The organism is Planococcus sp. S3-L1, from assembly GCF_030063085.1.
Taxonomy (GTDB): domain Bacteria; phylum Bacillota; class Bacilli; order Bacillales_A; family Planococcaceae; genus Planococcus; species Planococcus kocurii.
Window position 1 is genome coordinate 42,496 of record NZ_JASISN010000009.1, and the last position, 13,630, is coordinate 56,125.

15 protein-coding genes and 1 riboswitch are annotated in these 13,630 nt (G+C 41.1%); all 15 genes read right to left on the reverse strand.

Annotated features, from left to right (window positions below; genetic code table 11):
• Positions 1–4: 4 nt before the first annotated feature.
• Positions 5–445: a Fe-S cluster assembly sulfur transfer protein SufU gene (gene sufU / locus QMF37_RS10255; protein ID WP_058385872.1), complete on the reverse strand. Its 441-nt coding sequence runs from the start codon at positions 443–445 to the stop codon at positions 5–7.
• The gene (locus QMF37_RS10260; RefSeq protein WP_058385873.1) at positions 435–1,664 is read right to left on the reverse strand and encodes a cysteine desulfurase; all 1,230 of its coding nucleotides are present in this window, start codon (positions 1,662–1,664) and stop codon (positions 435–437) included. The genes sufU and QMF37_RS10260 overlap by 11 nt, the downstream gene beginning before the upstream one ends.
• Positions 1,664–2,968, reverse strand: a complete 1,305-nt coding sequence (gene sufD / locus QMF37_RS10265) for a Fe-S cluster assembly protein SufD (RefSeq protein ID WP_283478261.1) — start codon at positions 2,966–2,968, stop codon at positions 1,664–1,666. The genes QMF37_RS10260 and sufD overlap by 1 nt, the downstream gene beginning before the upstream one ends.
• 18 nt (positions 2,969–2,986) lie before the next feature.
• Positions 2,987–3,769: a Fe-S cluster assembly ATPase SufC gene (gene sufC / locus QMF37_RS10270; RefSeq protein ID WP_281251063.1), complete on the reverse strand. Its 783-nt coding sequence runs from the start codon at positions 3,767–3,769 to the stop codon at positions 2,987–2,989.
• Between the two features lie 271 nt (positions 3,770–4,040).
• Positions 4,041–4,196: a YuzK family famiily protein gene (locus QMF37_RS10275; RefSeq protein ID WP_169793157.1), complete on the reverse strand. Its 156-nt coding sequence runs from the start codon at positions 4,194–4,196 to the stop codon at positions 4,041–4,043.
• A gap of 204 nt (positions 4,197–4,400) precedes the next feature.
• Positions 4,401–4,916 carry a hypothetical protein gene (locus tag QMF37_RS10280; RefSeq protein WP_071153783.1) on the reverse strand — a complete coding sequence of 172 codons (516 nt, stop codon included), beginning with the start codon at positions 4,914–4,916 and terminating at the stop codon, positions 4,401–4,403.
• Positions 4,917–5,015: 99 nt separating this feature from the next.
• A complete protein-coding gene (locus QMF37_RS10285; RefSeq protein ID WP_071153782.1) occupies positions 5,016–6,188 on the reverse strand; it encodes a dicarboxylate/amino acid:cation symporter in 1,173 nt (390 codons plus the stop codon).
• A gap of 606 nt (positions 6,189–6,794) precedes the next feature.
• Positions 6,795–7,607 (reverse strand): MetQ/NlpA family ABC transporter substrate-binding protein, encoded by an 813-nt coding sequence (locus QMF37_RS10290; protein ID WP_071153781.1) that lies wholly within the window; start codon positions 7,605–7,607, stop codon positions 6,795–6,797.
• A 47-nt stretch (positions 7,608–7,654) separates the two neighbouring features.
• Positions 7,655–8,323: a methionine ABC transporter permease gene (locus QMF37_RS10295; RefSeq protein ID WP_058385879.1), complete on the reverse strand. Its 669-nt coding sequence runs from the start codon at positions 8,321–8,323 to the stop codon at positions 7,655–7,657.
• Entirely contained in the window at positions 8,316–9,341 is a 1,026-nt protein-coding gene (locus tag QMF37_RS10300; RefSeq protein WP_058385880.1) for a methionine ABC transporter ATP-binding protein, read from the reverse strand. The genes QMF37_RS10295 and QMF37_RS10300 overlap by 8 nt, the downstream gene beginning before the upstream one ends.
• A gap of 88 nt (positions 9,342–9,429) precedes the next feature.
• A riboswitch (SAM riboswitch) is annotated at positions 9,430–9,534 on the reverse strand.
• A 106-nt stretch (positions 9,535–9,640) separates the two neighbouring features.
• Positions 9,641–9,967 (reverse strand): thioredoxin family protein, encoded by a 327-nt coding sequence (locus tag QMF37_RS10305; protein WP_058385881.1) that lies wholly within the window; start codon positions 9,965–9,967, stop codon positions 9,641–9,643.
• 5 nt (positions 9,968–9,972) lie between these two features.
• A complete protein-coding gene (locus QMF37_RS10310; RefSeq protein ID WP_071153780.1) occupies positions 9,973–10,311 on the reverse strand; it encodes a ribonuclease M5 in 339 nt (112 codons plus the stop codon).
• Between the two features lie 345 nt (positions 10,312–10,656).
• Positions 10,657–11,037, reverse strand: a complete 381-nt coding sequence (gene gcvH / locus QMF37_RS10315) for a glycine cleavage system protein GcvH (RefSeq protein ID WP_058385883.1) — start codon at positions 11,035–11,037, stop codon at positions 10,657–10,659.
• A gap of 80 nt (positions 11,038–11,117) precedes the next feature.
• On the reverse strand, positions 11,118–11,471 hold the full coding sequence (locus tag QMF37_RS10320; RefSeq protein WP_078080244.1) for an arsenate reductase family protein: 354 nt from the start codon (positions 11,469–11,471) through the stop codon (positions 11,118–11,120).
• A 106-nt stretch (positions 11,472–11,577) separates the two neighbouring features.
• On the reverse strand, positions 11,578–13,359 hold the full coding sequence (locus QMF37_RS10325) for an acyl-CoA dehydrogenase family protein (RefSeq protein WP_058385884.1): 1,782 nt from the start codon (positions 13,357–13,359) through the stop codon (positions 11,578–11,580).
• Positions 13,360–13,630 lie beyond the last annotated feature (271 nt).

The following is a 13,630-nucleotide window of genomic DNA, read 5'->3' on the forward strand; positions in this document are numbered from 1 at the left end:
TATATTACGATTTTTCTTCGTTTTGCACGCCTTTTTCCATGGCTTTCCATGCCAAAGTCGCACATTTGATACGGGCTGGAAACTGAGAGACGCCTTGCAATGCTTCAATGTCACCAAGATCAATCGAATCATCGTACTCTTTGCCAAGCATCATATCTGAAAAAATGCTGGAAAGTTTTAATGCCGTATCAATTTCTTGCCCTTTGACAGCTTGCGTCATCATTGAAGCAGAAGCCATTGAAATCGAACATCCTTCACCGTCAAACTTCGCATCTTTGACAATGCCGTCTTCGACCTGCAAAGTCAATTGGATGCGATCTCCACAGGTCGGATTGTTCATTTCAATACTAACGCTATCATTTTCAAGCGTCCCTTTGTTGCGGGGCGTTTTATAATGGTCCATAATAACACGTCGGTATAATTGATCTAAATTATTAGAAGACATCGTTGAAATACTCCTTTGCCGAACGCAGGCCTTCTACTAAACGGTCAACATCTGACTCGCTATTGTATAAGTAGAAGCTCGCGCGTGCTGTAGCTGAAACTTCCAGCCATTTCATTAAAGGTTGCGCACAGTGATGACCAGCGCGCACCGCAATGCCGCTCATGTCAAGAACAGTTGCAACATCATGTGGGTGAACATCATTCAGATTGAATGTGACAATCCCTGCCCGTTTTTGTGGATCAGTTGGACCGTAAATAGCCAATCCTTCAATCAAGCTCATTTTTTCCATTGCGTAAGCAGCCATTTGATGTTCATGCTTTTCAATTTCATCTAAGCCGATTTCATTGAGAAAATCGATTGCCGCACCTAGTCCAACAGCACCTGCAATAATGGGTGTACCGCCTTCAAATTTCCAAGGCAACTCTTTCCATGTCGAATCGTATAACCCCACGAAATCGATCATTTCTCCACCAAATTCGACAGGTTCCATATTATTTAATAACTCTTTCTTGCCGTAAAGAACGCCAATTCCAGTAGGGCCACACATTTTATGACCCGAAAATGCAAAGAAATCACAGTCAAGTTGCTGAACATCTATTTTCAAATGCGGCGCTGCTTGAGCACCATCAACAACCATTACTGCACCATTTTCATGAGCAATCTGTGCAACTTCTTTCACTGGATTCATCGTGCCGAGAACATTCGAAACATAAACCATCGAAACGATTTTAGTTCGCTCTGTTACAACTGCACGGACCTGCTCCAAGGAAATCGTGCCATCTTTTTCAAGTTCAACGTATTTTAAAATGGCGCCGCGTTCTTTAGCCAATTGCTGCCATGGAATAATATTAGAATGGTGTTCCATATAAGTAATGACAATTTCATCGCCTTCTTGGACATTGGCTCTTCCGTAGCTTTGCGCAATGAGGTTCATGGCAGTTGTCGTTCCTCGCAGGAAAATAATTTCTTCCATCGAATTAGCGTTGATGAATTTCCGGACTTTTTCGCGTGCGCCTTCATAGTGTTCGGTTGCGCGATTCCCGAGTGTGTGAACGCCTCGGTGCACGTTGGCATTATCCAATTCATAATAATTTTTTAATGCTTCAATTACTTGAATCGGCTTTTGTGAAGTAGCAGCACTATCCAGATAAATCAGTGGGTGACCATTTATTTCTTGGTTGAGTATTGGAAAATAGCTTTTTATCTCTTGGTTGATCATTAGCGGACTTTCCTTTCGATAACCTCCGTCAATTGCTTTTTAACGCCTTCGATTGGCAATACACGGACAACCGGTGCCAAGAAACCGTGAATAACAAGACGTTCAGCTTCCTGTTTTGTAATACCGCGGCTCATCAAGTAATACAATTGAAGCGGATCTACGCGTCCAACTGATGCCGCATGTCCTGCTGTTACATCGTCTTCGTCGATTAACAGAATCGGGTTAGCATCGCCACGTGCTTTTTCACTTAACATCAATACGCGTGATTCCTGTACTGCGTTAGATCTTGTCGCACCGTGTTCGATTTTACCAATGCCGTTAAAGATAGCAGAAGATGAGTCTTTCATAACGCCATGCTTCAGAATAAAGCCTTCTGAATCTTTGCCCCAATGAACAACTTGAGTTGTAAAGTTTTGTTTTTGCGCTCCTCGTCCAACGACTACACTTTTGGTATCGCCAAAAGAATTATCGCCGATCAAGTGCGTTGTGTTTTCAGAAATTGTATCGCTATCATTCATCATGCCTAAAGCCCATTCAATACGTGCATCACGTGCTACAACACCGCGACGGTTTACATACGTAATAAAGCCTTCTGCTAGCGTGTCTACAGCGCCGTACGTAATTTGTGCGTTATCTTCAGCAAAAACTTCTGACACGATGTTTGCCAAGCCATTCGCGTGTGAAACTGTTGAGTAATAGTTTTCCACATAAGTTACTTTACTGCTTGTATCCGCAACAACGATAACGTGGTTAAACAATGACGCTTCTGCATCATCATGATAGAAAACTACCTGTACAGGTTCTTCTACAACAACGTTTTTCGGAACATAAAGGAATGCTCCGCCGTTCATCAATGCAGCATTTAACGCTGTCAATTTGTGCTCGTCCGTTTTCACGCCTTTAGTCATAAAGTATTTCTTAACCAAATCGCCATGTTCACGTAGAGCTGTAAAAATATCCGTCAAAATAACACCTTGTGCCGCAAGTTCATCAGAAACACGTGAAAATGCAGGTGTATTGTTGTGTTGGATATAAAGGTTTTTTTGCTCTAAATCTACGATAGCTTTAACATCTTCTGTTAAATCTTCAAGTGAATCGAACTTTGCACTTTCAACCGTGTGTACCGGGAAATCTGTAAAGTTCCAGCTAAGAATTTTTGTTTTATCTGGTTTTGGCAATGGCAAGCTTTGCGCTTCCCCAAACGAACGAAGACGAAGCTCAGTAAACCATGAAGGTTCACCATTCATTTCTGAAAAAGAGCGCACATCCTGCTCGGTCATTTTTAAATTTGTTTCAACCGTCATGCTAGTCTCTCCCTTCAATTATGCTTGTCCTACAGTCTCGTCTTCAATGCCAAGTTCAGCTTTGATCCAGTCATATCCTTCAGACTCGAGTTTAAGAGAAAGTTCTTCTCCGCCTGATTTAACGACGCGGCCTTGCATCATAACGTGAACATGATCAGGCGTAATGTAGTTTAGTAGACGCTGATAGTGAGTGATAATCAGGCAACCAAAATTTTCGCTTCTCATTTGGTTAATGCCATCTGAAACAACTTTTAATGCATCAATATCAAGTCCAGAGTCAATTTCGTCTAGAACAGCGATTTTAGGTTTGATCATCATAAGTTGTAAAATTTCATTACGTTTCTTTTCTCCGCCTGAAAAACCTTCGTTCAAGTAACGTTGCGCCATTTCTTGTTCCATATCCAAAACTTCCATTTTGCTGTCTAGTTCACGAATAAATTTCATCAATGAAATTTCAGATCCTTCTTCGCGACGAGCGTTCATTGCAGAACGCATAAAGTCAGCGTTTGTTACGCCAGAAATTTCGCTTGGGTATTGCATTCCTAGGAAAAGACCTGCACGAGCGCGTTCGTCAACTTCCATCTCTAGAACGTCTTCACCGTCAAGTGTAATTGTTCCTTGAGTTACTTCATATTTAGGATGACCCATAATAGCAGATGCTAAAGTAGATTTGCCCGTACCGTTAGGCCCCATAATTGCGTGAATTTCACCTGTATTAATTGTTAAGTCTACACCCTTTAAAATCTCTTTGTCTTCGATTTTAACGTGTAAATCTTTAATGACCAAAGTTGACATGTAAATACCTCCATAAAGTTAATGTTGAATGGCGAACCATTCTTAATTAGTATCATTCTAATCTTAACTCATATTCACCTTACTAGCAAATCATTAAACTACTAAAAAAATGACGATAAAACAATTTAGATTGCTGCATTTATCACTTATTTGTAAAAGCCTAGTGTGACAACTGTCACACCTTCATATTTTCAATAAAAGAATCCTAATTGAGAAATTATATCATTAAAAAAGCCAGCATCCGAAGATACTGGCTTCATGTTGTTATATGCTCTGCTTAGTCTCGATGAACCTGCCGCTCGATCTGACTGGCTACTTTTTGGCCTAGCTGATAATCTTGCTCACGACGTTGTTCTACTTCGAGAATTTTGTCCGGGTCATTTTGATATTCGTCAATTCCGAAGCCATGCGCATTTCTAAATGCATGCTCCATTTTATCGGTCTTCTCAATGCCGTTCGATTCAATAATGAACCATTCCTTTCAATCTGTTGATTTAACGCTTACCTTTTACAGTATACCCGATAAAAGAGCAAATAAACACTAAAATAATCAAACTAATCTGAAAACAGATCTTTTGCCTTATACATAACTTCATCAAAAAGCCCTCTGACATTTAGTTGTCAAAGGGCTTTCTACTTATTGTGAAACTTCGTTCTGAATACTAGAACCGGCTAACCCTTGCTCTGTTAGTAATTCATTTAACATCGTATCTGCTTCGGTGAACTTTTCGTCAGCTGCTTCAAAAGATGCATCTTTCGTTAGTTCTTCCGCTTTTATTTCATAGGACTCACGAATAGCTGTGAATGCTGTTTCAATTTGTTCTTTTTGATTTTCTAATACTGCTGGAATTTCCAAGGTCTCAATAGCAGCAGCTGAATCTTTAGCAGAAACAATCGCTGCGTCTGTCATCGCTTTCAGCTCTTCACCTTCTGGTAATAGGTCTTCTGCTTTCATTTTTTCAAATGTGTTCAGATCTACATCAACTGCATTGATCGTATTTGAAATGGTCAGATAAAATCTCATCATGTCTTTCTTAACATCTTTGCTATCTTCTGAACCGGTAGTAGCTTCAGTTGACTCCGCTGATTGTTCTTCTCCACAGCCAGCCAATAATACTGCCGCCAACAAACCAATTGCCCATAATTTCTTCATGGTGTTTCCCCCTATTGTGTAATATCTTCGCTATAATAGCACAGAAATTATCAATAGAATAGACCTTTCAAAATAGCCATAATTGTTCGAATCGATCGACTATTGCAAACTCTTTTGACCATTTGTGAAACGGTCGACGATGTGTGCTAAAGCACCATCTCCAGTAACATTTGCTGCAGTACCAAAGCTATCTTGCGCCATATAAAGTGCGATCATTAATGCGACCATTGTTGCATCAAATCCTAGCATACTTTGCAGCAAACCAATCGCTGCCATAACAGCTCCACCTGGTACGCCTGGTGCTGCAATCATCGTAACACCCAACATTAAAATGAATGGAAAGAAGCTGCTAAATGTCGGCGCTCCACCTGTTAGTAATAATACGCCGATTGCACAGGACACTAATGTAATAGTACTGCCTGATAAATGGATAGTTGCAAACAACGGAACGGTAAAGTCTGCTACGCGTTCGTTAGCTCCTGACTTGCGTGCTTGACGCAATGTGACGGGGATGGTTGCTGCAGAAGACTGCGTTCCAAGTGCTGTAAAATAAGCAGGCATCATCGTTTTTAAAATTGATAATGGATTCTTTCCTTTTAATGCACCGGCTGCCGAATATTGCAGCAACAGCATTGTCCAGTGAAGTATGATAATCATCACAAAGACGACGGCAAACAACGACAAAATTTCAAATACCGCTCCGCCATACGCCATATTGGCAAATATACCAAAAATATGAAACGGTAATAGCGGAATAATAATGTAAGAAATTGTTTTTTCAATAATTGCCTGAAATTCATCAAAAAACGATACCATTGTTTTGCTTCCTGTAGAAGCCATACCAATACCTAGTAAAAAAGCCAAGATCAATGCGGACATAACACCAAAAACAGGTGCCATATCGAGTGCGATAAACGAAGTCGCTAAAGCATGCTCTGGATCTTCCATACTGCTTAAAGAACCCGCTTTCATAAAGTTAGGTAGAACTGTCGTCGCCACGAAGAATGCTAAGATTCCTGCCGCAATGGTGGAAGCGTATGCAACAACTGTAGCCACCCCCAATAACTTACCAGAACCTTTCCCTAGTTTGGCAATTCCCGGTGCAATGAACCCAAGAATGATTAGCGGCACAACAAAGTTTAAAAAGTTACCGAAAATCGTTGTAAACGTCGCAAATACTCTCACTAATTTTTCTGGTGCTATCAAACCAATTAGCACCCCTAGAACGATTGCCACCACTATTCGAGGCAATAAACCAAAATTGAACTTCATGAACCTGTCCCCCTCATATGAACAAATGCTTCTTTTTTATTATTCAAAAATAGCACAAACCACTCGTGAATGTAAGGCATACAAGAAAACGCGCAATATTTTTATTATTTTGAAAATAATAAAAGGGGGGCTGTCCCAAAAGTCATGAGAAATGGCTGATGTCCATTCCGACGGGCGCTTTCCGTGGGCACGGCCTCAGCCGGCTACACCGTCTTCACCATGTGCTGTTTCCCGCAGGAGTCACCGTCTCCATTCCCATCAGCCGTTCTGGAACAAAAAAGGATACAAAAAACCGTTCATTATTATTCGATGCACCAGCGTCCAACAGATACACACTGTTTTATTCCGCACCTGAAAACTAGCGGTTTCCAGCCTGCCCATGCCAAAGACGGTCATCGCGGTCGCAGGTGGCAGCGAAGAGAATTACCCGTATGCGCTCAGGGATGAAAAAGAGCCACGATTCGACTTTCTCATTCCATAAAGTAACTAGCATTCGCCAGCCACTTTCAGGATCCTCTCCAACCAATCAAAAACAGACGGAGAAAAAGAAAATCTTTTTCTCCGTCTGTTTTATTTTTGGGGCTTATGAGACAGCTCCTTTTTTATTCAATCTACCGGTACTACTGAGCCGCCCCATTCTTCTAAAATAAAGTCTTGGATTTCCTGGGATTGTAATACTTCAACTAAAGCTTTCACATTGTCGTTATCTTCATCACCTGCACGCACGGTAATAATATTTACGTATGGCGAATCAGATGATTCTATTGCAATTGAATCTTCTAGAGGACTGATGCCAGCATCAATTGCATAGTTAGAGTTGATCAAGACTGCATCTCCCTCACCTGATTCATATAATTGAACAAGTAAAGCTGCTTCATAGTCTGGCTCAAGCTGTAAATTTTTCGGATTATCAACAATATCACTCACTTCAGCCGATGTTTTATCTACACCTTCTGCCAATGTGATTAAGCCTTCTACCTCAAGCAGCGATAAAATACGACCCTGCTCCGATACCGAGTTGCTCATCAAAATGGTTGCATCCTGTGGTAGTTCATCAAGAGAAGCATATTTTTGTGAATAAACACCGATTGGTTCAATGTGAATCCCTCCAGCATTTTCAAACTCATAACCATTATCAGCTATTTGAGTTTCTAAGTAAGGAATAGTTTGGAAATAGTTGGCATCAATTTCACCAGACTCTAAATCTTTGTTTGGCAAAATATAGTCTTGATACGTTTCAACTTCAAGTTCAATTCCTTGCTCTTCTAAAAGGGGCTTCGCTTGTTCTAAAATTTCAGCATGCGGTACGTTAGAAGCGCCTATGCGTAATGTCTTAGACTCTTCTTCACTTGCTCCACCGTTTCCACATCCTGCGAGTACTAATGCCGTTAACGCTGTTCCTACTACAAATTTCTTCATCTCAATCTCTCCCTTATGTGTTGTTTTATAGAACGGAAAATCCGTTTTTACCGTTTGTCTGCTTTTATCGTGACCCAATCACCAATGTATTGAATGATAAAGACAATGATTAAGATTAAGATTGTTGCCATCAATGTAACGTCTTCACGACTGCGTTGAAAGCCGTCGAGGAAAGCAAGTGTACCAAGACCACCTGCGCCGATAATGCCGGCCATTGCTGTATAGCCGACCAATGCAATCGCCGTGACCGTAATGCCGGATATCAATGCCGGTTTTGATTCCGGCAATAAAACTTTCCAAATGATGGTGCCGGTTGTTGCACCCATTGAACGAGCCGCCTCGATCACACCTTTATCAATTTCTTTTAGCGCAATTAGCACCATTCGTGCATAAAATGGAGCTGAACCAATGATTAATGCCGGTAAAGCCGCATTCGGTCCGCGAATCGATCCCATCAAGAACAAAGTGACAGGAATCAATAAAATGATCAAGATGATAAAAGGAATTGACCGGAAAATATTGACGAATGCGCCAGTCAGCCAATTAACGAGTTTGTTTGCCCACAATTGTTTCGGTGCTGTTAAGAACAAGATAATACCAAGTGCTAAACCAATAACAAATGTAAATACAGTTGATAATGCGGTCATGTAAAGTGTTTCAAGAGTAGCTTCCCACATGCTGTCCCACTTTACGTTTGGAAATAATGATTCAATCATTGTCCATCACCTCCGCTTGAATATCTTCTGAGCGAAGAAATACCAGTGCTTCTTCAATTTCTGCTTGAGACCCTTTAAGCTGTAAGATTAAGGTGCCGTATGCGCCACGCTGCGTATGCGAGATATTGCCTTGAACAATATTCACTTCCACGGCATGACTGCGAATCAATTTAGTTAAAATGGGTTGTTCGGTTTGATCGCCAACAAAAACCAATTTCACCAATTCGCCAGTTGGGTATAATTCCCGCAGGTTTTTGATGGTTTCCTGTGAATCTCCACTGTCGGCTACTTGCGCAACAAAGCGTTTCGTGATTGCCTCTTTCGGTGATTGGAATACATGTAAAACGTCGCCAAGTTCTACAACTCGTCCGCCTTCCATTACAGCCACACGGTGGCAAATTTTCCGGATGACGTGCATTTCATGAGTAATCAATACAATTGTCAATCCCAATCGCTTATTGATGTCTACTAACAAGTCAAGAATGGCATCTGTTGTTTCTGGATCGAGTGCTGATGTCGCTTCGTCACACAACAAGACTTCTGGGTCATTTGCTAATGCCCGGGCAATACCGACGCGTTGTTTTTGTCCTCCTGATAGCTCAGAAGGATAGGCGTTTTCACGACCCGTCAATCCGACTAATTCAATTAACTCCTGTACACGATTTCCGCGTTGTGCTTTTGCCACTCCGGCAATTTCTAGCGGAAATTCAATATTTTCTCTCACTGTACGAGACCATAGTAGATTAAAATGTTGGAAAATCATACTGACTTTCTGACGTGCCTTGCGTAATTCTCCGCCTTTAATCGCTGTGATAATTTGTCCATTAATCTCTACAGTTCCTGACGTTGGCTTTTCTAACCCATTCAACAATCGGATTAAGGTACTTTTACCTGCTCCACTATAACCAATAATACCGAATATCTCTCCATCAGAAATGGATAAGTCCACTTGATCCACAGCTGTTAAAATTGCCTTGCCTGTATCGAATTTTTTTGTCACTTGCTTTAACTCAATCATTCTTCCAACACTCCTAAATCTTAAAAATAAAAAACCCTTCCGCGCATAACTGAGCAGAAGGGCAAACGTATAGTATACGGAAACCAATCTCTCATCGTCCAAAGCTTTCGCTTTGTGTGATTTGGCACCATTTCATTTTCATGACGGTTGCCGGGCTTCATAGGGCACTTCCCTCCACCACTCGTAATAAGAGTTTTGATATAAAATTTTCGGAAAACTTAAGGACTGTATTCTATTTGACTCTTCGCTTGTTGTCTAGATTTCAGACAAGCAATTGGTTTTTTTATCAGAAGACTAATTTACCATGACCGACTGTATTCGTCAACAGGTTTTAACTTACTATACAAGTATGGCACTGATTGAAAAGCATAGATTTTCTCTTTTAGTTTGCCACCTTCTGTTATAAGTAAGCACGGTACACTCTCCACTTCGTAGAGATCCGCTATTTCTTGAACGTAATTTAAATTTGCTTTGCCCATTGGAAGATCCGGTAACAATTCGGTGACGACTGATAGCATCTTAGACGCAACCTGGCAAGTTCCACACATTGGCGCGTACAAATAATAAGCCGTTGATTTATTCGTATTCTTTTCTTTGATCCATTCTTTGTGCGTCCATTCATTCATTTTCTTCATCCCTCTGTTAATAGCTTATTTACCTGGATATTCGCTGTGATGAGCACATCCATCAATATCCGGAGTGGTGTTGCTGCAACTTCTTTATAATTTCGGTTAATGTAAAAATGACGAGCTTCAGGAAATTCACGCTTGACGAGTTTTCTCAGTTTTTCTCCTGAAGAGTCTGCATCTACTAGTATGATCATATCCTGACCTTCGTACGGTAATAGTAACTCTTCCAGTCTCGATGCACTTACTGTACCATTTGTACAAAGAATGGTCACGGGTTCTGCAATGAGTGGTGTAATCCTCGACTTATCACTGAGTCCTTCGACAACAATCACCTTTCCCATAACACTCACCCCATCAAATATAAAATAAGAAAAGTTCTAAGACTTAGTGGTAAAAGAAAACTTTTGTTTTATTGCGATAAAGCTCTTTATATAAGTCGAACTAATGATTTCCACTTGTTGATATTCCGTAAAACAGCAGTGCTTTCGAGCCCACAGGATGTGGATTATGCAACCCGTTCCTTTGCTGAGCCCAAAGCAGTATAGAAAAGTCGGTTTCTTTTACCAACTTATCTAGTTTTAAAATACCAATAGAACAGGCTGACGTCCATTTCCATGACTTATGCGAACTGCTGACAACACTTATCGGTCATAAAAAAAAGCGCCAAGATAGGCGCTTTTCAGTAATTACTCGTTGGTCATTTCTTTGTATTCGTCTGCTGTCATCAATGCATTAACTTCTTCTTCAGAAGGGGCTTCGATTACAACCATCCAAGCCTGCTCGTAAGGAGACTCGTTCACAAATTCTGGGCTATCTTCAAGTTCAGAGTTAACCTCGATTACTTTTCCGCTAATTGGCGCATACAATTCTGAAACCGTTTTAACGGATTCAACACTGCCGAAAGGCTGATCTTTTTTTAGCTCGTCTCCAACTTGTGGAAGTTCAACAAAAACGATATCCCCTAGTTCCGCTTGTGCGAAATGAGTGATACCGATACGTGCATTGCCATCTTCGGTTTTAACCCATTCATGTTCTTTTGAATAACGAAGTTCTGCTGGTGTGCTCATCTTGACCCCTCCAAATTATGTAGTTCATTCACATTCAGTTTGACATAAACAGCCACGAAATACAAGATGGTGCTACTCGCTTACAACCAGCTATTTTGATAATCTGCTTCTTTAAAGCCAAGTGTCACTTTTTTGCCATCCCAAGCCAAGGGACGCTTGATCAACATGCCATCAGAAGCAAGTAGTTCCAATTGCTGGTCTTCGCTCATAGTCGATAACTTATCTTTTAAACTAAGTGAGCGATAAACCAAACCACTCGTATTAAAAAACTTCTTCAATTCTAAACCACTCGCTTGATACATTTGAGCTAATTGTTCTTTAGTTGGTGGGTTTTCCGCAATGTGTATTTCATTGAATTCCACTTTGTTTTGTTCTAGCCAACTTTTTCCTTTACGGCAAGTCATGCATTTTGGATATGCGTAATAAGTAATCACCTTAAAACCTCCCTTTTTTCTAAGCTTACCAAAGAGAAGCCTTGTGGTCGATGAATAAAAACAGGCAACCCCCAAATTAACGGAGTTGCCTGTTTCATAAAACTTCTTACACGACGTATTTCTCTACGTCAATTAGCTTAACAGCAGCTTCACGTTTTTTCGCAATAACGTTATAAGGAGTTGAACGCGTTAATTTGCGCAACGCTGAAAGCATCATGCGTTGATTATCGCCTTCGATAGCCGCGATCAATGTTTCTTTCGCATCTCGCTCGATCTGATCAAACGCTTCTTGACAATAAATTTGTGTATACAACAGTTTTTGTTTTGCTTTTTCTTCACCTGAAGCGGCAATTGCTTTTTCAGTACGCAACACGACAGATTCCATCGCAAAGACGTTGCTGACGATATCGGCAATGTTCACTAGCACTTCTTGTTCGGCCTCTAGTTTTGTGCCGTATGTTTGTGCCGCTAGTCCCGCTGCGAGCAATGCAATTTTCTTCGCGTTTTTCACCAAGTATTTTTCTTGGTCTAATGCATCTGTCCCTACTTCTTCAGGCATCATCATTAACAGCTCTTCTTGTAACTTTTGAGCGTGTTGCAATAACGGCAATTCACCTTTCATTGCTTTACGCAACAATGTACCTGGTACGAGTAACCGGTTGATTTCGTTGGTGCCTTCGAAAATACGGTTAATGCGTGAATCGCGGTAAATGCGCTCAATTTCATATTCTTGCATAAAGCCGTAACCACCATGCAATTGAACGCCTTCATCGACGATATAATCTAACGTTTCTGTACCGAAAAACTTATTTAACGAACATTCTACCGCAAATTCAGCAATTGAATCTGCCACTAGCTTGCCGTCTGCTTGTTGCTCGTCTGTAAACCCGCTCATTCGGTCTTCAAAAAGGCCAACAGTACGGTAAACAGAACTTTCAACTGCATACAATTTAGAAGCCATTGTTGCTAATTTTTCGCGCGTCAAGTTGAAAGACGAAATCGGTGTTTTAAACTGCTGGCGTTGGTTCGTATACGGAATTGTCAATTCCATTGCACGTTTCGAGGCACCAATTGTCCCTACTCCTAATTTATAACGACCAATGTTCAAAATGTTAAACGCGATAATATGGCCACGTCCTGCTTCGCCCAAAAGATTTTCCACAGGAACTTCAGCGTCTTCAAGAATTAACGTCCGAGTTGAAGACGATTTGATACCCATTTTCTTTTCTTCAGGTCCAACAGAAACACCTGGGAATTCACGTTCAACGATAAACGCAGAGAATTTGTCTCCGTCAATTTTTGCATATACAACAAAGACATCCGCAAATCCAGCATTGGTGATCCATTGTTTTTCACCATTCAAGACGTAATGAGTACCCGCTTCATTTAATTTCGCTACTGTTTTCGCACCCAATGCATCAGACCCTGAACTTGGTTCTGTTAATGCGTAAGCTGCAATCATTTCGCCAGTTGCTAGACGTGGCAAATAGCTTTGTTTTTGCTCTTCGTTACCAAAAAGAACGATTGGCAATGAACCAATTCCTACGTGGGCTCCGTGAGTAATTGAGAAACCACCTGCTTTGGACATTTTTTCAGCAATTAGGGCCGAAGCAATTTTGTCTAATCCCAGACCGCCGTATTGTTCAGGAACATCAGCACCTAGAAGGCCAAGCTCACCTGCTGTTTTTAAAAGACGAACCGAATGCTCAAATTCATGGTTTTCTAACTTTTCAACAACTGGCATTACTTCAGTGTTGACGTAATCTTCTGTTGATTTAGCGATCATTTTTTGCTCTTCAGTAAAATCTTCCGGCGTAAACACACGCGACAGGTCTGCATCTTCGATTAAAAAGCTTCCGCCTTTGATCAATGTTTTTTCTTGTTCCATGATGAATTCCTCCTAGTTTTTACTTGCTTATAGTGTTATAGGTTGAAGAATTCGCTTCAAGCGGACGCTTTCCTGGGGGGCCGGCTGAAGCCGCTTCCCTCGCTTTGCTCAGTCCAGGGTCTTCATCTCGGCCTGATCCCCAAGGAGTCGCCGCCTTCCGCTCATTCTTTTAAATTTTAATGGCGAACTTTCTCTTCTTTTGATAGGTATCGAGTTTTAATATCTTTTCGACAGACAGCTAATAGCTTAGGCGCGTCCACGGGCTAGGCGA

Bases quoted from the DNA above. Each gene is read 5' to 3' on its own strand.
- QMF37_RS10260 (WP_058385873.1), bottom strand. From the start codon at position 1,664: ATGATCAACCAAGAGATAAAAAGCTATTTTCCAATACTCAACCAAGAA.
- QMF37_RS10300 (WP_058385880.1), bottom strand. From the start codon at position 9,341: ATGATTGAGTTAAAGCAAGTGACAAAAAAATTCGATACAGGCAAGGCA.
- QMF37_RS10275 (WP_169793157.1), bottom strand. From the start codon at position 4,196: ATGGAGCATGCATTTAGAAATGCGCATGGCTTCGGAATTGACGAATAT.
- QMF37_RS10285 (WP_071153782.1), bottom strand. From the start codon at position 6,188: ATGAAGTTCAATTTTGGTTTATTGCCTCGAATAGTGGTGGCAATCGTT.
- sufD (WP_283478261.1), bottom strand. From the start codon at position 2,968: ATGACGGTTGAAACAAATTTAAAAATGACCGAGCAGGATGTGCGCTCT.
- QMF37_RS10290 (WP_071153781.1), bottom strand. From the start codon at position 7,607: ATGAAGAAATTTGTAGTAGGAACAGCGTTAACGGCATTAGTACTCGCA.
- QMF37_RS10305 (WP_058385881.1), bottom strand. From the start codon at position 9,967: ATGAATGAATGGACGCACAAAGAATGGATCAAAGAAAAGAATACGAAT.
- gcvH (WP_058385883.1), bottom strand. From the start codon at position 11,037: ATGAGCACACCAGCAGAACTTCGTTATTCAAAAGAACATGAATGGGTT.
- QMF37_RS10280 (WP_071153783.1), bottom strand. From the start codon at position 4,916: ATGAAGAAATTATGGGCAATTGGTTTGTTGGCGGCAGTATTATTGGCT.
- QMF37_RS10325 (WP_058385884.1), bottom strand. From the start codon at position 13,359: ATGGAACAAGAAAAAACATTGATCAAAGGCGGAAGCTTTTTAATCGAA.
- sufU (WP_058385872.1), bottom strand. From the start codon at position 445: ATGTCTTCTAATAATTTAGATCAATTATACCGACGTGTTATTATGGAC.
- QMF37_RS10295 (WP_058385879.1), bottom strand. From the start codon at position 8,323: ATGATTGAATCATTATTTCCAAACGTAAAGTGGGACAGCATGTGGGAA.
- QMF37_RS10310 (WP_071153780.1), bottom strand. From the start codon at position 10,311: ATGGGAAAGGTGATTGTTGTCGAAGGACTCAGTGATAAGTCGAGGATT.